Source organism: Flavobacterium sp. (genome assembly GCF_029945805.1).
Classification (GTDB): domain Bacteria; phylum Bacteroidota; class Bacteroidia; order Flavobacteriales; family Flavobacteriaceae; genus Flavobacterium.
This window is the reverse complement of the sequence record NZ_JAQSDH010000035.1, coordinates 164054-186159: the sequence shown is the minus strand read 5'-3', so window position 1 is coordinate 186159 and position 22106 is coordinate 164054. Positions and strand designations below refer to the sequence as shown.

Annotated in this window: 21 protein-coding genes; 7 read left to right on the top strand and 14 right to left on the bottom strand. The window is 34.7% G+C overall.

Annotation, left to right across the window (positions count from 1 at the left end; genetic code table 11):
- Positions 1–6: 6 nt before the first annotated feature.
- From PSU83_RS09295 to PSU83_RS09275, 5 genes are all read right to left on the bottom strand, one after another.
- On the bottom strand, positions 7–426 hold the full coding sequence (locus PSU83_RS09295) for a nitrous oxide reductase accessory protein NosL (protein ID WP_300589120.1): 420 nt from the start codon (positions 424–426) through the stop codon (positions 7–9).
- Positions 426–1010, bottom strand: coding sequence for a hypothetical protein (locus PSU83_RS09290; protein ID WP_300589119.1), 585 nt, complete (start codon positions 1008–1010; stop codon positions 426–428). The genes PSU83_RS09295 and PSU83_RS09290 overlap by 1 nt, the downstream gene beginning before the upstream one ends.
- Before the next feature lie 66 nt (positions 1011–1076).
- Positions 1077–3065 (bottom strand): Sec-dependent nitrous-oxide reductase, encoded by a 1989-nt coding sequence (gene nosZ / locus PSU83_RS09285; protein ID WP_300589118.1) that lies wholly within the window; start codon positions 3063–3065, stop codon positions 1077–1079.
- 26 nt (positions 3066–3091) lie between these two features.
- Positions 3092–3571, bottom strand: coding sequence for a c-type cytochrome (locus PSU83_RS09280; protein ID WP_300589117.1), 480 nt, complete (start codon positions 3569–3571; stop codon positions 3092–3094).
- Positions 3572–3734: 163 nt separating this feature from the next.
- The gene (locus PSU83_RS09275; RefSeq protein WP_300589116.1) at positions 3735–4793 is read right to left on the bottom strand and encodes an NAD(P)-dependent alcohol dehydrogenase; all 1059 of its coding nucleotides are present in this window, start codon (positions 4791–4793) and stop codon (positions 3735–3737) included.
- A gap of 217 nt (positions 4794–5010) precedes the next feature.
- On the opposite strand from PSU83_RS09275, the gene PSU83_RS09270 reads away from it, so the two are divergent.
- Complete coding sequence (locus PSU83_RS09270) at positions 5011–5550, top strand: C40 family peptidase (protein ID WP_300589115.1); 540 nt, start codon at positions 5011–5013, stop codon at positions 5548–5550.
- On the opposite strand, the gene holA is transcribed toward PSU83_RS09270, so the two are convergent.
- On the bottom strand, positions 5543–6547 hold the full coding sequence (gene holA / locus PSU83_RS09265; protein ID WP_300589114.1) for a DNA polymerase III subunit delta: 1005 nt from the start codon (positions 6545–6547) through the stop codon (positions 5543–5545). The genes PSU83_RS09270 and holA overlap by 8 nt on opposite strands.
- 50 nt (positions 6548–6597) lie before the next feature.
- Here holA and PSU83_RS09260 point away from each other — a divergent pair, with 50 nt between their 5' ends.
- From PSU83_RS09260 to PSU83_RS09250, 3 genes are all read left to right on the top strand, one after another.
- The gene (locus PSU83_RS09260; RefSeq protein ID WP_300589113.1) at positions 6598–7059 is read left to right on the top strand and encodes a type I restriction enzyme HsdR N-terminal domain-containing protein; all 462 of its coding nucleotides are present in this window, start codon (positions 6598–6600) and stop codon (positions 7057–7059) included.
- An 11-nt stretch (positions 7060–7070) separates the two neighbouring features.
- Positions 7071–8057, top strand: coding sequence for a glycosyltransferase family 2 protein (locus tag PSU83_RS09255; RefSeq protein ID WP_300589112.1), 987 nt, complete (start codon positions 7071–7073; stop codon positions 8055–8057).
- A gap of 83 nt (positions 8058–8140) precedes the next feature.
- A complete protein-coding gene (locus tag PSU83_RS09250) occupies positions 8141–8977 on the top strand; it encodes an OmpA family protein (RefSeq protein WP_300589111.1) in 837 nt (278 codons plus the stop codon).
- Between the two features lie 67 nt (positions 8978–9044).
- On the opposite strand, the gene PSU83_RS09245 is transcribed toward PSU83_RS09250, so the two are convergent.
- The 3 genes from PSU83_RS09245 to PSU83_RS09235 all read right to left on the bottom strand — a co-directional run bounded on the left by PSU83_RS09245 (position 9045) and on the right by PSU83_RS09235 (position 13084).
- The gene (locus tag PSU83_RS09245) at positions 9045–10061 is read right to left on the bottom strand and encodes a carboxypeptidase-like regulatory domain-containing protein (protein WP_300589110.1); all 1017 of its coding nucleotides are present in this window, start codon (positions 10059–10061) and stop codon (positions 9045–9047) included.
- A gap of 6 nt (positions 10062–10067) precedes the next feature.
- Positions 10068–10688 carry an L-threonylcarbamoyladenylate synthase gene (locus tag PSU83_RS09240; RefSeq protein ID WP_300589109.1) on the bottom strand — a complete coding sequence of 207 codons (621 nt, stop codon included), beginning with the start codon at positions 10686–10688 and terminating at the stop codon, positions 10068–10070.
- 68 nt (positions 10689–10756) lie between these two features.
- Positions 10757–13084 (bottom strand): UvrD-helicase domain-containing protein, encoded by a 2328-nt coding sequence (locus PSU83_RS09235; protein WP_300589108.1) that lies wholly within the window; start codon positions 13082–13084, stop codon positions 10757–10759.
- Between the two features lie 148 nt (positions 13085–13232).
- Here PSU83_RS09235 and PSU83_RS09230 point away from each other — a divergent pair, with 148 nt between their 5' ends.
- Entirely contained in the window at positions 13233–13757 is a 525-nt protein-coding gene (locus PSU83_RS09230; RefSeq protein ID WP_300589107.1) for a hypothetical protein, read from the top strand.
- A 50-nt stretch (positions 13758–13807) separates the two neighbouring features.
- Here the strand turns inward: PSU83_RS09230 and PSU83_RS09225 are convergent, their stop codons facing one another.
- From PSU83_RS09225 to PSU83_RS09205, 5 genes are all read right to left on the bottom strand, one after another.
- Positions 13808–15577, bottom strand: a complete 1770-nt coding sequence (locus tag PSU83_RS09225) for a hypothetical protein (RefSeq protein WP_300589106.1) — start codon at positions 15575–15577, stop codon at positions 13808–13810.
- A gap of 71 nt (positions 15578–15648) precedes the next feature.
- On the bottom strand, positions 15649–17652 hold the full coding sequence (locus PSU83_RS09220; protein ID WP_300589105.1) for a thioredoxin family protein: 2004 nt from the start codon (positions 17650–17652) through the stop codon (positions 15649–15651).
- A complete protein-coding gene (gene tilS / locus PSU83_RS09215; RefSeq protein ID WP_300589104.1) occupies positions 17652–18959 on the bottom strand; it encodes a tRNA lysidine(34) synthetase TilS in 1308 nt (435 codons plus the stop codon). The genes PSU83_RS09220 and tilS overlap by 1 nt, the downstream gene beginning before the upstream one ends.
- 41 nt (positions 18960–19000) lie before the next feature.
- Positions 19001–19354, bottom strand: a complete 354-nt coding sequence (locus tag PSU83_RS09210; RefSeq protein WP_300589103.1) for a four helix bundle protein — start codon at positions 19352–19354, stop codon at positions 19001–19003.
- Positions 19355–19424: 70 nt separating this feature from the next.
- Complete coding sequence (locus PSU83_RS09205; protein WP_300589102.1) at positions 19425–20720, bottom strand: anthranilate synthase component I family protein; 1296 nt, start codon at positions 20718–20720, stop codon at positions 19425–19427.
- Positions 20721–20922: 202 nt separating this feature from the next.
- Here PSU83_RS09205 and PSU83_RS09200 point away from each other — a divergent pair, with 202 nt between their 5' ends.
- Together PSU83_RS09200 and PSU83_RS09195 are read left to right on the top strand one after the other, a co-directional pair.
- Positions 20923–21630, top strand: coding sequence for a DUF4349 domain-containing protein (locus PSU83_RS09200; protein ID WP_300589101.1), 708 nt, complete (start codon positions 20923–20925; stop codon positions 21628–21630).
- Positions 21631–21727: 97 nt separating this feature from the next.
- Positions 21728–22102, top strand: a complete 375-nt coding sequence (locus PSU83_RS09195; protein WP_300589100.1) for a DoxX family protein — start codon at positions 21728–21730, stop codon at positions 22100–22102.
- Positions 22103–22106 lie beyond the last annotated feature (4 nt).

The window sequence follows — 22106 nt, the reverse complement described above, 5'->3', positions numbered from 1 at the left end:
TTACTTTTATTTACTAATTTCACTCCAAGAAATAACATTTGCATTAAATTTTTTTGCTAATTGTTCCGCTTCTTCTTTTGTTTGAACAGCAATGGTATTGCCATGCATTGGGCTATTGATATCGCCGCCTTTTATATAAAAAGAAGTTTCGGCTGGTATGAGTACATTGCTTTGATTAAAATCATGAATGTAAAAAGATTGCACCTTTTTGGCTTCATTCTCTTTACGATAATTCATCATGCAATGGACATCATCAAATTTGTACACTCGTCCTTTAGTTGTTATTATTTCGCCACCAAATTTTCCGTCTGCAATTTTCATTTTACAAAATTCACATCCGTCAATGGCTAATTTAATAGGTTCTGCTTCTTTTTTACCACAAGAGATCATTAGTGTGAAGAGCAAAAAATAAGATATAATTTTCATTATACTGCTTTTTTAAATTTAAATTCTTTTAAAACAACTAATCCAATTAAGATTCCTGCTCCTGCAAGCATCCAGCCTCCAGTATCCGGAATAGAATAAGCTCCAAAATTTAATAATTGCTTATACCCTATTAATGGTGGTTGATACGACATTCCTGGCACTTTGATTGCAGCATCTGGGTTTAAATTATGGCCATATTCATAATTCCATCTGTAAAAATCAATTCCTGCAACAACTACAAATAGTACGAATACTATTAAAAAGCCAAACACAGCCTTTCGTTTATTAATAAATATCAGTAAAAAAGAAATCAATGCAAAAGCACTAAAAACATAGGGTAAAACTTTAAACTCAAAGAAATTCTCGGTGTGTAGTGTTGCCATACCAATATAATGATTTAAACCATTTATAATATCTACATCACCCGCAATTTTGTTCGCATGCAATTGCAACATCAATCCTTCAGGATATTGTGGAGCCGATAATTCAATTCTCCACATTGGCACAAATAAAGAGCCTATAAAAAGCAATCCTGCAATCAAAAGCATCACTTGTGAAGGCGAAGTTAAATTTGATATTTTCATTTTGAAGATTTATTTAAAAAAAAGAGGGAGCAGTTTTAAATTGCTCCCTCATGATTGTCATTACTATTATTTTGTTGCTGAAGCTGGCAAATTAGTACCTAAACTAAATGATAGTGGTACATTGCTTCCTGCGGGAGATACTCTTATGTATCCTTGCATTTCTTGGTGCAACGCACTACAGAAGTCGGTACAATAGAATGGTACAATTCCAACTTTAGTTGGTTTCCAATATAAAGTAGCAGTTTCACCTGGCATGATTAACAATTCAGCTGTTGGGGCTTTTTTAATCGCAAATCCGTGAGGAACATCCCAATCTTGTTCAAGATTTGTTATGTGAAAGTACACTTCATCACCCATTTTAATTCCTTCAATATTATCTGGAGAGAAGTGAGAACGAACCATTGTCATGTAAACATGTACTTTATTTCCTTCTCTTACGACTTTAGTTTCTTTTTCACCTTTGGCTACCCTAGGGTGATTATTTTTCTTAATGTCGTAAATCTTCAATTGACCGTTGTTACGAATTAAATCAGCTGGAGCTGCTTGTGCATAGTGAGGTTCCCCAATGGTTGGAAAATCTAACAACAGCTGCATTTTATCTCCACTAATGTCATATAGTTGTGCTGATTGCGTTAACTCTGGACCCGTTGGCAAATACCGGTCTTTTGTAATTTTATTGTACGCGATTAAGTATTTCCCGAAAGGTTTTTTAGAATCGCCTCCAGGAATACATAAGTGACCTACAGAGTAATACGTAGGAACTCTATCTAAGACTTTAAGTGTTTTGATATCCCATTTCACTACTTCAGAAGAAACGAAGAACGTAGTATAAGCATTTCCTTTTCCGTCAAATTCTGTGTGTAATGGTCCTAAACCTGGTTTTTGAACTTCACCGTATAAAACAGAGTTGTATTTCAACACAGGAATTCCTTCATAGTCACCTTCATAATCTTTTTTACCAATTGCTTTGATCATTTTATCAAAACTAAATACCGGAATTAAAGCGGCTAATTTTCCAGAACCCACTATGTATTCTCCTGTTGGATCAACATCACAACCGTGTGGCGATTTTGGACATGGCATTAAATAACAAATGTCTTTCATTGCCATTGCATCTAATACTAAAACTTCGTCTTTCATCTCAGAAGTACCTGTATGCGTATCGTCATTCCATGTATTGTGAGCATATTTAGCTTTTTCCATTTTACCTTTACCCGCTTTGATATACTCTTCTGCTTTTTTCCAGTTCACTGCCATGATAAAATCTTTATCATTTTGAGAAGCATTAACTTCTAAAAGTGTGTTGGCTTGTTCTGAATTATAACAAGTAAAGAAGAACCATCCATGAGATTTTCCTTTTCCGGCATGAGAAAGGTCAAAATTAACTCCTGGCAAACGCAATTGGAAAGACAAGTCCATTTTACCCGATTCTTTATCCACTTTGATAAAACTAACGTGTGCTTTAAAATTTTTCTTGTACGTATTAATTGGCACATCTCCATCCTCATAATCTCCAGGTACAGCAAAACGTGTTCCTGCTACTACATATTCTGTATTTTCAGTAATAAATGGAGAAGAGTGATTCCCTGCAGAATTCGGTAATTCAATGATTTCTGCTGTTTTAAAACGTTTTAAATCAACTCTCGCAATACGCGGTGTATTGTTTGCATTGGCAAAAATCCATCGTCCATCCACTTCACCGTTTGTTTGTGACAATTCAAGGTGATGCTGATCATCCCACGGAATAAATCCTTCAGAAGTGTTTAACATAGGTTTAGTTTCTTCACTAAATCCCCATCCACTTTCTGGATCTTGAGAAAAGATTGGAACAACTTTAAGCATTCTTCCACTTGGAAGACCATATACACTCATTTGACCACTAAAACCTCCAGATACGAAGTTGTAGAATTCGTCATACTTTCCTGGCGCAACATATACCCGTTTAGCAGCGTCACCGCTAACAGCATCCGTTGAGTTTTTTGGTTTACAAGAAGTAAACAAAGCACTTGACAGTACAAAAGCAAAAAGTAGGGTACTTAATTTATTTTTATTCATAATATATTAGGTTTAATAAGTGTGGTTTATTTTACTCCGTCGTTTTTACGCATAAATTCTAATACGTGACGTGCTTCATCATCATTTAATCCTTGATTAGGCATACGTACCAAACAAATTTCCAATTGCGCTTGCATTTTTGGATCTTTAGTAATCATCGGATCGGGATTAGTAATAAAATTCATAATCCATTCTGGTTGATGACGAGACATTACGCCTTTCCATCCTGGACCTACTAGTTTTTCGTCGGTCAATTTATGGCAAGAAGTACATTTAACTTCAGCTAATTTCTCACCGTCTGCAGCCATAGCTTGGTCAACAGAAGCTCCCAATTCTACTTTATCAAATTTTCCTTCTCCTCTTTTAGGATCATAGTCTGAAGGGTCTTTTGCAACAGCAGATTCATCCACAGGTGTAGGTTTTGAAAAATCGTCATTGCTGCCTTCTTTTTTACCACAAGAGATAAGTAATACTGTTGCTACAAGTAATAATGCTATTTTATTCATAATATTAGGGTTTAAATTATTAAGACAAATTTAATAGTTAAACAACTGTTAAATTATGATTTGAATCATACTTATTGAATTAAAATATATAACATATTTATTTTTGGGCCAAAAAAAAAGACATTCCGTTAAGAATGTCTTTTACAAATACATCAATTAATTACTAAGCTTTTAAAGAAGCCATATCGATCACGAAACGGTATTTCACATCGCTTTTTTGCATTCTTTCGTAGGCTTCATTGATATCTTGCATCTTGATGATTTCTATTTCAGAAACAATGTTGTGTTCGCCACAGAAATCTAGCATTTCTTGCGTTTCAGCAATTCCACCAATTAATGAACCTGCAATAGATTTACGCCCCATAATCATTGGAACCGTATTCAATAAAGGCTCTAAGCCTCCTAAATATCCAACTACAACAAGAGTTCCACTAATCGCTAATGTTGCAACATACGGATTCAAGTCGTGCATATAAGGAACAGTATCAATAATTACATCGAACTTTCCTGCAACAGAAGCCATTTGAGTATCATCTGTAGAAATAATTACCGCATCAGCTCCTAACTCTAAAGCGTCTTTTTCCTTATCTGGCGTTCTAGAGAACAGTGTTACATCAGCACCTAATCCTTTAGCCAATTTAATGGCCATATGCCCTAATCCGCCAAGCCCAACAACCGCTACTTTAGTTCCTTTACCAACCTTCCAGTGACGTAATGGTGACCAAGTTGTAATTCCGGCACACAAAAGTGGCGCCACAGCGGCCAAATCTAAATTTGCAGGAACTTTTAGAACGAAGTCTTCATCAACTACAATTTTTTCTGAATAACCGCCGTGTGTAAATCCACCCAAATGTTTATCCTGTCCACCATAAGTTCCAACCCAGCCATTCTGGCAATATTGCTCTAAATCCTGTTCACAACTGCTACAAGTACGGCATGAATCTACCAAACATCCTACAGCGGCAATATCACCTACTTTTAATTTACTTACTTCACTACCTACTTTGGTTACCCTACCTACAATTTCGTGACCTGGAACTACGGGATATGTTGTAAATCCCCAGTCGTTACGCGCTGTATGCAAGTCGGAGTGACATACACCACAATATAAAACTTCAATCTCAATATCCTTTGGTAATACTACTCTTCGCTGGATATTCATTTCTTTTAAAGGCGCTGTCGTGCTATCAGTTCCGAATGCTTTTACATTAATTGTTTCCATTTGCTTTTTACGGTTTTGATTATTTTTTTATGCCTAACAAATTTAATGAATTTATTTACAAATCTATCTCATCGCTCTTTAAAAGAATGTTAAATGTATCCTATTCCAAATTGCTCCTTAGCCCTTAACTTCTTTTAACTTTAATTTATATAAATTAGGTTAGCTTTGTAAATGAACTAAATTATTGTTCCTAATTTCCAATATGAAAATTAAAAGTATGAGTATTATAAAAATTATTACAGTAACTAGTATAATGCTTATTGGATTATTCGTTGCAATTACCTCACTTAAAGAAACTAAATCCTGGCGACTTAAGAATGTAACTAGTAGTAAAGAAACGCTACTAAATTCGAACAAAAATCAAACAACTTTAAGGGACAGCGTTGTAAGTTATGGAACGGAATTATTAGGAACTCCCTATGTTGCCGCGGGTTGTTCTACTAATGGATTTGATTGTTCGGGATTTGTATATTATGTCTTCAAGCATTTTAAAATTGAGGTTCCACGTAGTTCGCCACAATATAAGAATTTTGGAAAAGAAGTTCCAATTAATAACGTAAAGAAAGGCGATATCTTAGTGTTTTTAAGTCCAACCAACAATGTCATCGGTCATCTCGGCATTGTTACAAATCCAAAAGGAATGGACAGCGATTTTATTCATTCTACTTCAGGACGCGAAATGAAAGTGGTTATTACAAGTCTAAAAGTAGAGGGCTATAAACAAAGATTTGTAAAAGCAATAAGTGTACTTAATTAAAAATGCCTACTAACATTTCTTTTAGTAAATCTCCATGTGGAAGAGCATTCGCACCAACGCCTTTACTTTTCACATCCACATTTCGTAAAGTTCCAATGATGGCACTTATTTTTTTCATTGGGTAATTATGTGCAGCTGAAATGTAATCGTTAACAAAAAAAGGACTTACTCTTAAAACCTTGGCTACATTGTTTGCCGATTTATCTTTTAAACCATGGTATTGCAGCAAAGCTGAAAAGAAACTAAATACTAATCCGTTGGTCATTACAAGGGGATTGTCCTTTTGGTTTTGAGCAAAATAATTGGCAATTTGATAGGCTTTCAGTTGGTTTTTCTCGCCAATTGCTTTCCGAAATTCAAATACATTGAAATCTTTACTAAATCCAATATTTTCTTCAATATGATGCGGCGTAATAGTGCTTCCTTTTGGCAAGATGATTTCCAGTTTACTTAATTCGTTTGCAATTCGGCTCAAATCATTCCCCAGAAATTCTACTAGCATCGCCATCGCTTTAGGCTCAATTCCGTAATCTCTGCCTTGCAAAACTCTTTTAATCCACTCCCCGACTTTGTTGTCATACATCTTTTTACTTTCGTAAAGCAATCCATTTTTTTCTAGGGTTTTGACAAACTTCTTGCGCTTATCTAGTGTTTTATATTTGTAAGCAAATATCAAAACCGTACTAGGCAGTGGATTTTCGGCATATTTCTCAATTTGGTCAATAGTTCTCGAAAGTTCTTGTGCTTCTTTTACAATAACCACTTGTCGCTCCGACATCATTGGATACCGTTTCGCATTCGAAACAATTTCATCAACAGTAGTGTCACGGCCATATAGCACCATTTGATTAAATCCTTTTTCGTCTTCTGTTAACAGATTGTTTTCCAGATATTCCGTAATTCTATCAATATAATACGGCTCTTCACCCATCAAAAAATAGATTGGTTTGATTTTGCCAGCTTTGATGTCGTTGATTATTTTTACTACTTCTTCCATTTTATGGAATTTTGAATTTTAAATTTTGAATTTTAAATTACATTTGCTTTATGCAAAAACTTAATTTTCCATCCTTTTCATTTCGCTTCAAAAATAGTGAAAATAAAGTGTCTATTTTTGATGACATCAGGAAAAAGTTTATCATTCTTACTCCCGAAGAATGGGTGCGACAACACACGGTTCAATTTCTATTAAAAGATAAAAATTATCCTAAAGCATACCTTAATGTCGAAAAATTAGTCAAAGTCAATGACATCAACAAGCGCTATGATATTGTTGTTTTTTATCCGGATGGCAATTTTTTTCTTTTGGTGGAATGCAAGGCGCCCGAAGTAAAAATTTCACAAGACACATTCGATCAAATTGCGCGGTACAACCTAAAGTTGAAAGCCGAATACCTAATGGTAACTAACGGACTAAATCATTACTTTTGTCAAATGGATTTCGAGAACGAATGTTATATTTTTCTAGAAGAATTACCTGCTTTTTCAAATAACCAAATCCACAAATAACCAAACAAACCTTGAAAAAAATAGCTGTCGTTATATTAAATTGGAATGGAGCAAAATTATTAGAACAATTTCTGCCTTCAATTATGGCGTATTCTGATAAGGCGAACGTTTATGTTGCGGACAATGCTTCTACAGATAATTCGATTGCGTTTATAAAACAGCAGTTTCCCTCTATTACAATTATTCAAAATGATGCAAATTATGGTTTTGCTAACGGATACAATAGCGCTTTGCAGCAAGTTGAGGAAGAGTATTATGCACTAGTAAATTCAGATATCGAAGTTACAGAAAATTGGCTAAATCCTATTCTATCGATTTTTGATTCGGAATCTACTATCGCGATTATTCAACCCAAAATTTTAGATTACAAAAACAAAGAATATTTTGAATATGCTGGAGCAGCAGGCGGTTTCATCGATAAATATGGTTATCCGTATTGCCGTGGCCGGCTATTTGGCACCATAGAAAAAGACAACGGACAATATAATGACGAACTAGAAATTTTCTGGGCAAGCGGTGCTTGTTTTTTCATCCGTAAAGAAATTTATAGAAAATTGAATGGTTTTGATGGTGATTTCTTTGCGCATCAAGAAGAAATCGATTTGTGTTGGCGGGCATTTAATTTAGGCTACAAAGCCAAATACACTTCAAAATCGGTGGTGTATCATGTTGGCGGAGCAACTTTAAACGAAAGCAATCCCAAAAAAACATTGTTGAATTTTAGAAATTCATTGTTGATGTTAACCAAAAACTTACCTGAGAACAAACTGTTTCTTATCCTTTTCGCGCGTCTCTTGCTGGATGGCGTTGCCGGAATTCAATTTATATTGAAAGGTAAATTTTCTCATTGTTGGGCAATTGTTAAAGCCCATTTTTATTTTTTCCTTCTGATAAACAAAACGTTAAAGAAAAGAAACGCACCACAATTGGAAAACTATTATCGGTCGAACAGCATTGTTTACAAGTACTTTGTTAAAAGCGGCACTGTCTTTGAGTAGCATTTTAACAAGAGTTTATCATTCAATAAACCCTTAAAACTTAAAATAAACCGTATTTTTGTTAAAATTTAATCCTCTTATTTATGAAAAAAGTAATTTTTGCACTTTCGTTAGTCGCGTTGACACTAACCTCGTGCGGTACTAAGAAAAAGATTGCTGCTTTAGAAGCACAAAACAAAGAATGTCAAGATTTATTGAATTCGACTACAGTTAAATTGAATTTGTGTCTGTCTGAAAAAGATGCGATGTCAAAACAAAATGACTATCTGAAACAAAATAATTCAGATTTGATAAACAGCTCAAAAGAAATGACTGTTTTAACTACTAAAGGTGCTTCTAACCTTGAAAAATCATTGGAAAGTTTAAAAGAAAAAGATCTTAAAATATCACGTCTTCAAGATGCGTTAACAAAAAAAGACAGTGTTACATTGGCTTTAGTTACGAGTTTGAAAAGTTCAGTAGGTATTTCTGACCCAGATATCGAAATCAACGTAGAAAAAGGTGTTGTATTCATCTCTATTGCTGATAAATTATTGTTCAAAAGCGGAAGTTACGTAGTTAGTGACCGTGCAAAAGAAGTTTTAGCTAAAGTGGCTAAAGTGGTTAACAGTCGTCCAACATTTGAATGTATGGTTGAAGGTCACACCGATAACGTTCCATTCACAGGAAATGCAGTATTGCTAGACAACTGGGATTTAAGTGTAAAACGTTCAACAGCTATTATTAGAGTATTGACAAAAGATTTAGGTGTAAAACCATCTCAATTAATTGCAGCTGGTAGAGGCGAATTTGTTCCTTTAGTTGAAAACACTTCAGCGGATAATAGAGCGAAAAATAGAAGAACTCGTATCGTAGTATTACCGAAAATAGATGAATTCTACGAAATGATTGAAAAAGAAATGAAGAATCAGAAGAAGTAAGCAGAAGGCAGTAGCAGTTTGCAGTATATATTTATAAAAAACGTCCTAAATAATTGGGACGTTTTTTTTAATCAATTCCATAATTACCGGGTAAGACACCGCCAAATTTATTTTGAGTCATGTTCCCAATGAACATAATACTTTCGATATTGGAGTTGTTCCCGAATCTATCAATAAAAAAAGTATCCGTTCCGAAAATTATTTTTGATTGTTCCTTACCATTAAACAACAAATTATATTCGGCAATTTTGAATTTATCCAAACCCTCATAAGTCTTGATTATAGTGATTTTTTTAAAGTCTGATTCATCTGAAATTATAAAATATTCAGAAGCATCGACCGCAAATTTTCCTTGAAATAGTATGAAATTTTGTTTATTCCAAACACCGTTTGACAAATTTCTAAAGAAATGCAACTGAGAACCTTGATAGCATTTTTCTCTTTCTTTACGGACTTTAGAATCCGTTTTCATCTCTTCAAATCTTGATAAACCTGCATAAAAGCATTTGGTAACATCATAACTATTCATGCTAATTGTCCAAAAGTTGACTTCAAAATCTACTAATTCGTAATTGATTTTATATCCTAAAATAGTGTTGTAAATTAATAATGGTTTATCCGAAGAAGCTTTTAATGTTTTAGTCTTTTCATTATAATCGAAATCAATATCATCTTCATTTTGGATGATTGCTTTTCTTCCATATTTGGTTTTTCCTAAAAACTGTTCTTTGAATAATTTCATTTTTTCAGCTCTTGAAAATCGGTCCTTTTTTATAACGACTTCTTTCAGTGCGTTTATTGATTCTTTGAGAACAACTATCAACTCTGTATCTGAATCAAAGTCTTTTGTGTATTGGGTTTGGTATCCAATATAGCTAATAGCTAGAATACTATTAATTTTCGCACCATAGTTAAGCCTAAAATTCCCATTTTCATCAGTGGTAGTGGCAATAGTAGTTCCGTCAAAATAAACATTTGCTCCGGGCAATGAATTGTTATTTTCATCAAAAACTTTCCCTCTAAGGGTCTGAGAAAATGAAAAATTGGAAATAAATAACAGACAAAAAAGTAGAAATCTATTCATATAAAATTAAAAAATATCAGGATCGCCTTTTCCCTCACGGACAATAATAGGCTCATATCCTGACAAATCAATTATAGTCGAACCCACATTATCTCCGTAACCGCCATCGATAACTAGATCTACCAAATGTTGCCATTTCTCAAAAATTAGTTCTGGATCTGTCGAATATTCTAAAACAGCATCTTCATCATGAATAGAAGATGACACTATTGGGTTGCCTAATGCTTTTACAATGGCAATAGCAATGTTGTTATCGGGCACACGAATACCAACGGTTTTCTTTTTACGGAACTCTTTCGGCAAATCATTATTACCTGGTAAAATGAAAGTATATGGACCCGGTAATGTGCGTTTCAAAATTTTAAAAGTAGCCGTATCAATCTGTTTCACATAATCTGAAATATTGCTCAAATCACTACAAACGAAAGAAAAATTAGCTTTCTCCAATTTAATTCCTTTGATTTTTGCAATGCGTTCTAAGGCTTTAGTATTGGTAATATCACAACCCAATCCATAAACCGTGTCCGTTGGATAAATCACCAAACCGCCATTTCGCAAAACGTCAGCCACTTTTTTGATTGCGGCTTCGCTAGGTTTGTCTTCGTATATTTTTATAAATTCGGCCATTTTTTAGACTACTTAGATTTGTTAGATTTGTTAGATTTGTTAGAGCTTGAAATTTAGAAATGTTCCATTTAATCAATTACATCCAACTTTGCAAAGCGAAGCAATAATTTCTTAATTCCGCCTACTTCAAACTTAATTTCTGCTTTTTTATCTGCACCAACGCCTTCTAAATTCAGGATTTGACCTTTACCGAAACGTTCGTGTATCACAACATTTCCAATCGTTAATGTACTATCAAAAAGATTGGTATTACTTGGCGAATTCCCCGAAACAGGTTTCAATTTACGAATATTTAACGATGAAACAGGTTCTTCTCCGTACTTTTTTGGGGGCGTTCCCGCTATTGGTTTTTCAGAGCGAAATTTTGATTTATCGACGTCACCAAAAATATCCAAATCGATTGTTGGTTTGTACCGATACCCGTTATCGACTGGATTTATGTATTCCAGATACTCATCTTTTATTTCTTCAATAAAACGCGAAGGTTCGCTATCCACCAGTTTTCCCCAACGGTATCGCGATTGCGCATAGGTTAAATAGGCTTGATGTTCGGCACGAGTTAAGGCCACATAAAACAAACGCCGTTCTTCTTCCAATTCACTTCGCGTATTCATACTCATTGCACTGGGGAACAAATCTTCTTCCATTCCGACAACAAAAACATACGGAAATTCCAATCCTTTAGCCAAGTGAATCGTCATTAGCGCCACTCTATCATCATCGCCAGTATCTTTGTCTAAATCAGTTGCTAAAGCTACATCTTCAAGAAATTCGGATAAGGCACCACGTGCCCCATCAATCTCTCGCTGTCCTTCGATAAAGTCTTTGATACCGCCCATTAAGGTTTCTATATTCTCAACTCGGGCAATGCCTTCGGGAGTTCCATCTTTTTTAAGTTCCTGAATCAATCCCGTTTTCTTAGCAACATGTTCGGTTAAAACAAAGGCATCTTGTTGCTGATTAATAACTTGAAAACTCTTAATCATCGTGACAAAATCTTCGAGTTTTTGTTTGGTTCTCGAATTCAATTTCAAATCAATTTTATCAATGTGCTCCATTACTTCAAAAATAGAACGCTTGTAATGATTGGCAGCGACAGTTAATTTTTCAACCGTCGTATCGCCAATGCCACGTGCAGGATAATTGATAACCCGAATCAACGCTTCTTCGTCCTTTGGATTGATAACCAATCGCAGATAACACAAAACGTCTTTGATTTCCTTTCGTTGATAGAACGACAATCCACCATAAATTCGATAAGGAATGTCTCGCTTACGCAACGCATCTTCCATGGCACGCGATTGGGCGTTGGTACGATACAAAATGGCAAAGTTTCCGTTCATCATCTGGTTTCGCATCTTTTGTTCGAATATTTCTCCGGCTACAAATCGGCCTTCTTCTCCATCCGTAACACTGCGGTGGACTTTTATTTTGGCACCATAATCGTTAGCCGTCCAAACCACTTTATCTAACTTGGTTTTGTTTTTATCGATAATCGAATTGGCCGCTTCCACAATATTTTTTGTCGAACGGTAATTCTGTTCCAAACGATACATTTTCACATTTTCATAATCCTTTTGGAAGTTCAAAATGTTGTTGATGTTGGCACCACGAAACGCATAAATACTCTGCGCATCATCGCCCACGACACAAATATTCTGAAACCGATCCGACAAGGCTTTTACGATTAAGTATTGCGAATGATTGGTATCTTGGTACTCATCTACCAAAATATATCGGAAACGGTCTTGATATTTAGCTAAAACATCAGGAAAACGGTTTATAAGTTCATTGGTTTTCAATAACAAATCATCAAAATCCATGGCGCCTGCTTTGAAACAGCGTTCCACATAATTTTGGTAAATTTCACCCAATCGTGGCTTTTTGCTCATCGCATCCGCTTCTTGTAATTCGGGATTATTGAAATACGCTTTTACAGTAATTAAAGAGTTTTTATAAGATGAAATCCGACTGAAAACCTGCTTTGGTTTGTAAATATCTTTATCCAATTGCATTTCCTTGATAATTGCAGATATTAATCGGACACTATCCTGAGAATCATAAATCGAAAAGTTAGAAGGATAACCCAATTTATCGGCTTCACTTCTTAGAATTCGAGCAAAAACAGAGTGAAAAGTTCCCATCCAAAGGTTCTTCGCTTCGTTTGTTCCTACAATATCAGAGATACGCTTTTTCATTTCACGTGCCGCTTTATTGGTAAATGTCAATGCTAGAATATTAAACGCATCGACACCCAAACTCATCAAATAAGAAATACGCACTGTTAAAACTCGCGTTTTCCCCGACCCAGCACCCGCAATAATAATCATGGGGCCGTCTTTTTGAAAAACAGGTTCTTGTTGGGCTTCGTTAAGCTGAGAAATGTAGTGTTGCATTTTTTAAAAAGTCGCTAAGTATCAGAGTTGCAAAGTTGCAGGATAATTTAAATCTGTGTCAACAAATTTAATGTTACTAATGATTAAAAGCAATAAACTTTTAGCTCTATTTCTATTATATTTGTCAACAATTTTAGTAAATTTCAAGATGAGTATAGATAAATTAGTAGAAGTCCTTTTGTATGCCGTTCCATCATTAATTACGGGTGGAGTAGCCTATTATTTATTTGACAGTTATTTTAAAGACCAACAAAACACGAGACGTTGGTTATTGCAAAAAGACAATCAAAAAGAAGCATTACCCTTACGCTTGCAGGCTTATGAAAGACTGGCTTTGCTTTTAGAACGTATCAATCCGGCAAAATTATTGGTTCGCGTTGCACCAATAAATGACGATAAAGTAGCTTATCAGAATCTTTTAATACAGCATATCGAACAAGAATACGAGCACAACATAACCCAGCAAGTATATGTTACGGATGATTTGTGGACAATGCTTTTGACAGCTAAAAACACGATCATTCAAAACATCAGAAAAACAACTTTGGATGCGTCTGTTACGAATGCAGATCAATTAAGAGAAAAGATTTTAAGCAATCTTCTGGATGGTCAATCGGCAAGTTCACTAGCGTTAAGCTTCTTAAAATCGGAAGTTAGTGAAATTTTAGGATGACAAAAAAGCCCCATTAAATGGGGCTTTTTTGTTATAAATTGTTGTTGTGACTAATTATCTCGAATGACGTGAGCCACGCCAGTAATGGTTCTTGTTATACCACCGAATTCGGGGTCAAAATACGTTCCGCTAAAAGTCATGTCTATGTATTGACCAATCGCGCCAACCTGATTCAAATTAAACTGAATGGTGTTAGTTGTCGTTGAGCTAATATAACCAAAACTACCACCTTCCAATGAAAATTGAGCTGTAGTATAAATACCTGGAACATTCGTTGTTCCCCCAATATACAAACCACTTTGATCGTTATTGTAAGCATTGAGGTAAAAACCATTTGTATTTGGAGTTCCTGTTCCGGATGCACCACCACTCACTTGTTGGATTAAAAATACCGTAGGATTATTATCAATTTGGTAAGAAATAAATTCATCCACTGCTGTACAAGCCTGAAGGTTACCGATATTGGTTATTGGTGCCGTAAAGTTATAAGCAATAGAATCTGTTTGTTGCAGATTTTCAATATCAAAACCTTTTAAGGTAAAATCCGTATTGCTTGCACAATAAATCTCGTTGAAGCTAAAAACTCCATTTGTTATCGCAGCAACAGCCCCGTTACCATTTCTTGATAGATAAACGTATCCGTTTGTAACTGGAGTGTTGTCGCATTTTAATAAGGTTCCAACCACATTAGAATTCATTACATCACCTGATTCATTTATAATAATATTGGGTAGCACTGTATCTGTTGTAAATGGCCCGACAGTGGTTGAGAAAAGAATGTTGTTACCGCCACAAGAATAAAACGACGAATAAACATTGACTATCAACACTTGGTTTGCCGGTAAAATCCCGGATAGTTGTCCATTGCTATCTGTACTTCCCGAAGCATGGAAACCGGATGGATTCAAAATATTTATATATAAATTTGAAAGTGGATTTCCATTTGCATCAACAAAATTAAAAGTCAAAAGAATTGAAGAATTTGGGATATCACAATTCCACCAAGAAAAATGCGAAACTTCTCCAACATATTTAGTACCTAATTTAGTGGCAACACCATCTTCTTTCCAGTAGCCTCTTTCTTCATCAAAATGCCATAACGGAATAGTACTTGGAGCTGTTGCAATTTGGCTATCATCAATTTGTAAAGTTATTTCAGCTGTGTGTCCTTTTTTGATATTTAATTTTTGTCCACCACTACCGCGAAGTTCAACGTTAATCATCCCATAAGTTTCCAATGCTGCTTGTTGATTGGTTTCCGTTTGGGCGTATAACATTCCGGGCATCAATTTACTAATATTTTCATCGGATGGTAATAAATGAAACAGTGCGACTTGAACAGCACCTGAATAATCATTCCCATTCGCATCTTCAAAAGCGCCGTCAAAAACCACTTTAGTTCCTGAAGGCAAAGCTACTTCGCTTCCAACTCCAGATTGTACCGTTTGCACTGGAGTATTGGGCAACAACATGATTTTTACATTGTTTTTTCCAGAGGTAGGAACCATAGAACGTGAACCATCAATATAGCCAACTTTAGTTGCAGTTATATAAGCAAAACGCTCATATACATTGGCGCCATTGATAATGAAAACACCGTTAATGTCTGTTTGTGTTGTAGAAGAACCAATTTTAACAGTAACACCTTGCAAAGGATGATTGTCCGTATCTACTATTTGACCTATGAAGCTTCTACTAGCACTATTTCCAAAGTTTTCTAAAAAGTTGTCGTCTGAAGTTGAATTGTCATCATTTGGATCGCAACTTACATAAGCGATTGTGATAAATAATAAACTTAAAATAATTTGAATTTTTTTCATATCGTTTTGGTTTTGGTTTACACTAAAGATATAAAAAGGGATAATTGGTTGCGCAAGAACTTTTTTTTTATTTATTCAAATTTAGAAATTCCGTCTTTCATCCAACCAAAATACTCATCAATATTTGGTGTATAGCCAATTGGAGCATTTAGTTTTTCCTCTTTCAAATCGATTAAAACATAGAACGGTTGCGTATTGGTTTTGTATTTTGTGATGATGAATTCGGTCCATTTGTCACCAACAGTAATAATATCATTTCCTGTCTCTTTAGATACATATTGTTCGTTTTTTGGTAAATCTCTTTTGTCATCAACATATAACGAAATTAAAACCACATCGTTTTTCAACGAATTTAAAACTTTTTCATCCGCCCAAACATTGTTTTCCATCTTACGACAATTTACGCAAGCATAGCCTGTAAAATCTAACATAACTGGTTTGTTCACCGTTTTAGCATACGCCAAACCTTCAGCGTAGTCGGTAAAAACGGTTAAGCCATGGGGACCGATTTCAGCTCCTTCAGTTAAAATCCCTTTTTCTGATATTGAGCTGCTTCCGAAGAATCCCATTGGACTTTCGCTATACGTTTGCGGCGGCGGAAATGCGCTGATTAATTTTAATGGTGCTCCAAATAATCCTGGAATCATATAAACTGTAAATGCTAAAACTACTAATCCTAAAGATAATCTTCCGACAGAAATATGGGTTAATGGACTATCGTGAGGCGTCATGATTTTACCTAATAAATACAGTGCCCATGTACCGAAAATGGCAATCCATATTGCTAAGAAAACTTCTCTTTCTAACCAATGTAATTGCAATACTAAATCGGCATTCGATAAAAATTTAAATGCTAAAGCTAGTTCTAAAAATCCTAAAGAAACCTTCACGGTATTCAACCATCCACCTGATTTTGGTAACGAATGCATCCAGCTTGGAAACATGGCGAACAACATAAATGGCAATGCTAAAGCAGATGAAAAACCAAGCATTCCGATAATTGGTGCGATTCCACCTTTTGAAGCTGATTCTACTAAAAGAGTTCCAACAATAGGTCCTGTACATGAAAAGGATACAATTGCCAATGCTAGCGCCATGAATAAAATCCCAATTATTCCGCCTCTATCCGCTTGTCTGTCAACTTTATTTGCCCAAGAATTTGGCAACATAATTTCAAAAGCACCAAGAAAAGAAACTGCAAATACTACTAAAAGTACAAAGAAAGCCACATTAAACCATGGATTTGTTGAGAGTGCATTCAAAGCATCGGCACCAAAAATACCCGTAATGGCTAATCCTAAAACAACATAAATGGCAATGATAGAAATTCCGTAAAGAATGGCGTTTCGTTTTCCCTGAGCCGGATTTTTACTTTGTTTGGTGAAAAAGCTAACTGTCATTGGTATCATTGGAAAAACACAAGGTGTTAACAAGGCCGCTAAACCTCCAAGAAATGCTAAAAAGAAAATGGTTAACAAGCCTCTATTTTCCTCTTTTTCTGGAGATCTAGTTGCAACTTTTACTTCTGCTTTTACTTCTGCTTTTGGCGATTCACTAACTGAAAATTGGGATTGTGTACTCGTATCGGCTGGAATAGTAGCGATTGTTTCTTCAACAATTTTTCCCTGGTTTGGAAGGTCAAACTTAAATTTAAAATTATCGTTAATACAGCTTGTTTTGCAAACTTGATAATCAATACTTGCTTTTATTAATACGACTTTTGTATTCAGAATTTTTACTTTTTGAGTAAACTTTACGCTCTTCTCAAAATAATATTCATCCACTCCAAAAACATCATTGAACTGTTTTTTATACGGACTTTCTTTTACTTTACCAACCAATTCATAGTTGCCCTTAGTATCATCAAATTTAAATTCAGCTGGCAAAGGTCCGTCTTCTGGCGTAAATTGCGAATACACATGCCATTCAGGATCAATTTTTCCTTCCATAACCAAATTGAATTCGGTATCGGATATTTTCTCCACTTTGGAAGTCCATTTGACTGGTTTTATAATCTGTGCATTGGTATTTGCGAAAGCTAAAAGAAGTAAAAGGGAAAGTAGTAATCGTTTCATTATTGAAGTTGTATTTGTAGTATTTTAGTTGTTTGTTTTGTGACTTTAAATCGTTCGTCTTGTCTTTTACCAATAATCCAAACAATTTGATTGTGTGAACATAACAGCCAAGTTTCTGATTTTTCTATCAAAGAAAATTTTTCGTCTTTGAAATATTTGCTCAATTTTTTTGAACCGTGCATACCTAAAGGATAAAACAAATCGCCTTTACGCCATTTTCTAATTAACAAAGGAAACTGAAGTTTTTCTTCGTCGACAAATATAGTATTAGTTGACTGAACCGAAATGTCATCTACTTTACAAAAGTAAATTTTTAAGGGAAATTTAACTAGTTCTTGCTCTTTTTCAATCAAAAATTCTTCACTTTCTTCCGATTCTTGCTTCTGATAAATAATAAGTTCGTTTCTATCTTTTAACAATGAATGCTTTTGCGCATGGATTTGTTTTCCAGATTGTGCCGAAACTAAATCGGTAATCGAATCCCAATCCGTAAAGCCAAAAGGCTCCAGCCATTGGTACAAATACGCCTGATAGTTGGGCAATTGCATCAATTCGGACAAATTGATTTTCTTTTGGAAATCGACATCTTCCACAACTTTTCTATATACAATTCGAGACGCATCATCTACTAAAGTTTGGGCTTGTTGCAGATTAGAAATCGTACTTTCAAACGAGGGCAATAAACTTGGATTGAGTTCTTTTAAAACGGGAATCACATCGTGACGCAATTTATTCCGAAGGTATTTATCGGATGCATTGCTACTGTCTTCGCGCCATTGAATGTCATTTGCATTAGCAAAAACTTCAATTTCATCTCGCGAAAAAGGCAGTAACGGACGGATTATATTCCCGTTTTGTTGTGGAATTCCAGTCAAACCATCCAAACCAGAACCGCGTGTGAAATTGATTAAAAAGGTTTCCAAACTGTCATCTAAATGATGAGCCATCAGAATATAATCGTAATTGTTGATGATCAAAAGTGTATTGAACCATTCGTAACGCAGGTTTCTTGCCACAACTTGAATGGACAATTTGTGTTCGTCTGCGAATTTCTTGGTATCAAAATGATTTACAAATAACAAAATATCCAGTTTTTCACATTGGTTTTTCACGAAGTTTTCATCTTCATCACTTTCAGCGCCACGCAATTGAAAATTACAATGCGCGACTCTAATATCCAAATTCAATTGATGACATAATTCTAATAAAACCATACTATCAATTCCTCCGCTTGTTGCCAAAAGGAGTTTTTTTCCGTTCAAGAAGGAAAAATTTTTATTGATGTGGTTTTGGAATTTTGAAAGCATATTTTTTAGTAATTAGGGAAAAGGGATAAGTAAAAAGTAAACTATTCTTCTAATTTTTTAATTAGCGAATTTAGCATTTTTTCGACTTCTAAAGAAAGTTCTTTAATTTCTTTTAAATCATCCGTTTCAATGAACGAAAGATTAACTGCTATTTCTAATTGTGTTTGATTTTCATATAATGAGCCTCTAGCTATTTGTAAAAATCTCGAATAGTCTTTTTTGTAATTTCGACCATAACCTTCAGCAATATTAGAAGGAATAGAAACTGCACTTCGCTTAATTTGCGATGTCAAACCAAATTTTTCATCATTTGGAAGTCGAGTTATGAGTTGATAAATTTTTGTAACCAAATCCATTGATTTTTGCCAAACAATTAAATCTCTATAACTATTCATATTTTATGATTTTACTTTTCCCTTTCTTCTTTTCCCTTTTCTCTTTTCCCTTTTCCCTTTTCCCTTAAACTTAACTCAAAACTTCAAACATTGCTCTGGCTTTCAGCAGACATTCTTCGTATTCTTCTTCGGGATTTGATAAAGATGTAATAGCGCTTCCGACGGAAAACGACACGTATTTTTCTTTAGCATTGTATAAGATGCTGCGGATTACGACATTAAAATCGAAATCATTATCTGGAGTAAAATAACCGACTGCTCCGCTATATAAACCGCGTTTGGTTTCTTCGAGTTCTTCTATAATTTTCATAGCCGAAATCTTGGGCGCACCAGTCATGCTTCCCATTGGGAAAGTGGTTTTGATAATTTCTACAGCTGAAGTTGTATTTTCTACATTCGAAACAACCGTCGAAATCATTTGGTGCACTTGTTCAAACGTATATATTTTACACAATTCTTCCACTTTTACTGAACCTTTTGTGGCAGTATGCGATAAATCATTGCGAACCAAATCAACAATCATGATGTTTTCGGAGCGTTCTTTTGGGTTTTGTTCTAATGCTATTTTGGAATTTTCATCTAAAGTTGCCTCTGAAAAACGTTTGGCTGTTCCTTTTATGGGTTGGGAAATGATTTTGTTTCCTGCCTTTTTTAGATAACGTTCTGGTGATGCAGAAAGTAAATACTGCATATCATTTTTAAAGAAAGTAGCAAACGGCGGTTTTGAAATACGATTTAGTTTCTGATAAATTTCTATTGGTTCGATTGTCGCATTTTCGGCATAAAATTCCATACAAAAATTCACTTCATAGATGTCGCCACGATGAATGTGTTCGAGCATATTTGAAATTTTGGAAATATAGTTTTCTTTAGAGACTCGCTGCTGCACCTCGACTGTGCTCGGCGTGACAATCTGTGTTTTGCTTTCCACATTCTGCAGATTAATTTCCTCAAAATCACTTTCTACTTCATCATCTACCATATTCAAATAGAGAATTTCCAATTGATTTCCATTCAATAAAAATAGTTTCTTCGGTTGAAAAAAGAATAAATCTGGAAAATGCAATCCATCAAAATTATTAGACTGTAAATGTTCTGTAGTATTCTTCAAATCATACGACAAATACCCAAAAAGCCAATCTTTGCTTTGTTGCTGGTATTGCTTTAATTCGTCAAATGCTTTGCTGAAATCGGTTTTTATCGAAGTAAACGCATCCACAGCCAAAGTACAATCGCAACTCGAATAGTTTTGTTTGTAGTCATTAGAATCCAAAAACACAACTTCACGAAACTGCTGTGACCATTGCAAAAGTTGTTGCTTAAAGTGCGTTGGATTATCAATAGTTCGGCTAATTTTTGTTCTCAAAAGTGAGTGTATTTAATGATTTTCAAATTTACAATAAAAATTATTCTTTCATTTCATATTGATTATCAATTTGTGGTCTGCTTTTTAGTAGGAAAGAAATAACGTTGAACAAGTAATTCATTTTAAAATTATTGATAGAAAAATACGCTCATTGTTTCCGAAAAATTAAGCGCAATTAATACCCTTTACAAATGAATGTAAAATGAAACACCTTTCAAAACTTGGTTTGGCATTGCTCTTATTCGGACTTGCCTTTGCGCGTAAACAAGCAGATTCGCTTGCCGATTCTAACGCTGAAGCTTCGGATGTTACTTCGACTGTAACCTCAACAATTTCTTCCAATGCGGCTGTTGAGAAAAAAGACAGTAATCGAAAATTTGTTCAAACCGCCGATTTAAAATTCAAAGTAAAAAACGTTGCTAAATCAACTTATGTGATTGAAAACATTGTTGGCAAAAATGGTGGATTCGTAACTTTCACGGATTTAAAAAGCAACAGTAGTGAAAAATCGGAAACAAAAATCAGTAAAGACAGTACGCTAGAAACTAACCGAATTACCGTTGATAATACCATCAGACTTCGAGTTCCGAATGCGAAATTGGATACCATTTTAGTTAGAGAAACCGAAAGTGATCAGAGTGTTTTGCAAAATCTAAACTTGGAAGATCAGGTCAGTTTTAGTACAGTTACTTTGTATTTGTACCAACGAGAAAGTATTCAGCAAGAAATTGTTGCTAATAAAAAAAATAGCAATGCCTATCTTCCAAATATTGGACTACAAATCGTGGATAGTTTAAAAACTAGTTGGTATATGATGAAAGCCCTACTTGCTTTTATATTTCAGCTTTGGTCATTAATTTTACTAACAATTCTAGGAATTATAGCGTATCGTAAATTTATCAAAAAATAACTGCTAGCAACTTGAAAATGAAATAAATAACTCAACTTAATCCATTAGTATTTATTTTGTTTAACTTTGGTATACTAACCAAAAATAATCAGCTATTATGAAAATCGCTACCATTATTGTTCGTGTTTTAATTGGCGCATTGCTTCTTTATGCATCTATCAGTTTCTTTTTAAAACTGATGCCAGAGAAAGTTGCCACTGGAGATTTTAAGGTATTCCAATTGGGTTTGGTAACTTCTACTTATTTAATGCCGTTGGCTAAAGGTATTGAGCTACTTTGTGGTTTATCATTTGTCATCGGAAAATATGTCACATTGGCTAACATAATTATTCTTCCGATAACCATCAATATTTTATTGATTAATTACTTTTTAGTTCCTGAGCAATTGCCACTTGCAATCGCTCTGTTTTTAGGAAACCTATTCTTAATTTATCGGTATTGGAATAATTACAAAACTGTATTTACTCCATAAAAAA

Excerpts from the sequence above, each read along its gene's own strand:
- PSU83_RS09295 (WP_300589120.1), bottom strand. The coding sequence starts at position 426 with ATGAAAATTATATCTTATTTTTTGCTCTTCACACTAATGATCTCTTGT.
- PSU83_RS09290 (WP_300589119.1), bottom strand. The coding sequence starts at position 1,010 with ATGAAAATATCAAATTTAACTTCGCCTTCACAAGTGATGCTTTTGATT.
- nosZ (WP_300589118.1), bottom strand. The coding sequence starts at position 3,065 with ATGAATAAAAATAAATTAAGTACCCTACTTTTTGCTTTTGTACTGTCA.
- PSU83_RS09280 (WP_300589117.1), bottom strand. The coding sequence starts at position 3,571 with ATGAATAAAATAGCATTATTACTTGTAGCAACAGTATTACTTATCTCT.
- PSU83_RS09275 (WP_300589116.1), bottom strand. The coding sequence starts at position 4,793 with ATGGAAACAATTAATGTAAAAGCATTCGGAACTGATAGCACGACAGCG.
- PSU83_RS09270 (WP_300589115.1), top strand. The coding sequence starts at position 5,011 with ATGAGTATTATAAAAATTATTACAGTAACTAGTATAATGCTTATTGGA.
- holA (WP_300589114.1), bottom strand. The coding sequence starts at position 6,547 with ATGGAAGAAGTAGTAAAAATAATCAACGACATCAAAGCTGGCAAAATC.
- PSU83_RS09260 (WP_300589113.1), top strand. The coding sequence starts at position 6,598 with ATGCAAAAACTTAATTTTCCATCCTTTTCATTTCGCTTCAAAAATAGT.
- PSU83_RS09250 (WP_300589111.1), top strand. The coding sequence starts at position 8,141 with ATGAAAAAAGTAATTTTTGCACTTTCGTTAGTCGCGTTGACACTAACC.
- PSU83_RS09245 (WP_300589110.1), bottom strand. The coding sequence starts at position 10,061 with ATGAATAGATTTCTACTTTTTTGTCTGTTATTTATTTCCAATTTTTCA.
- PSU83_RS09240 (WP_300589109.1), bottom strand. The coding sequence starts at position 10,688 with ATGGCCGAATTTATAAAAATATACGAAGACAAACCTAGCGAAGCCGCA.
- PSU83_RS09235 (WP_300589108.1), bottom strand. The coding sequence starts at position 13,084 with ATGCAACACTACATTTCTCAGCTTAACGAAGCCCAACAAGAACCTGTT.
- PSU83_RS09230 (WP_300589107.1), top strand. The coding sequence starts at position 13,233 with ATGAGTATAGATAAATTAGTAGAAGTCCTTTTGTATGCCGTTCCATCA.
- PSU83_RS09225 (WP_300589106.1), bottom strand. The coding sequence starts at position 15,577 with ATGAAAAAAATTCAAATTATTTTAAGTTTATTATTTATCACAATCGCT.
- PSU83_RS09220 (WP_300589105.1), bottom strand. The coding sequence starts at position 17,652 with ATGAAACGATTACTACTTTCCCTTTTACTTCTTTTAGCTTTCGCAAAT.
- tilS (WP_300589104.1), bottom strand. The coding sequence starts at position 18,959 with ATGCTTTCAAAATTCCAAAACCACATCAATAAAAATTTTTCCTTCTTG.
- PSU83_RS09210 (WP_300589103.1), bottom strand. The coding sequence starts at position 19,354 with ATGAATAGTTATAGAGATTTAATTGTTTGGCAAAAATCAATGGATTTG.
- PSU83_RS09200 (WP_300589101.1), top strand. The coding sequence starts at position 20,923 with ATGAAACACCTTTCAAAACTTGGTTTGGCATTGCTCTTATTCGGACTT.
- PSU83_RS09195 (WP_300589100.1), top strand. The coding sequence starts at position 21,728 with ATGAAAATCGCTACCATTATTGTTCGTGTTTTAATTGGCGCATTGCTT.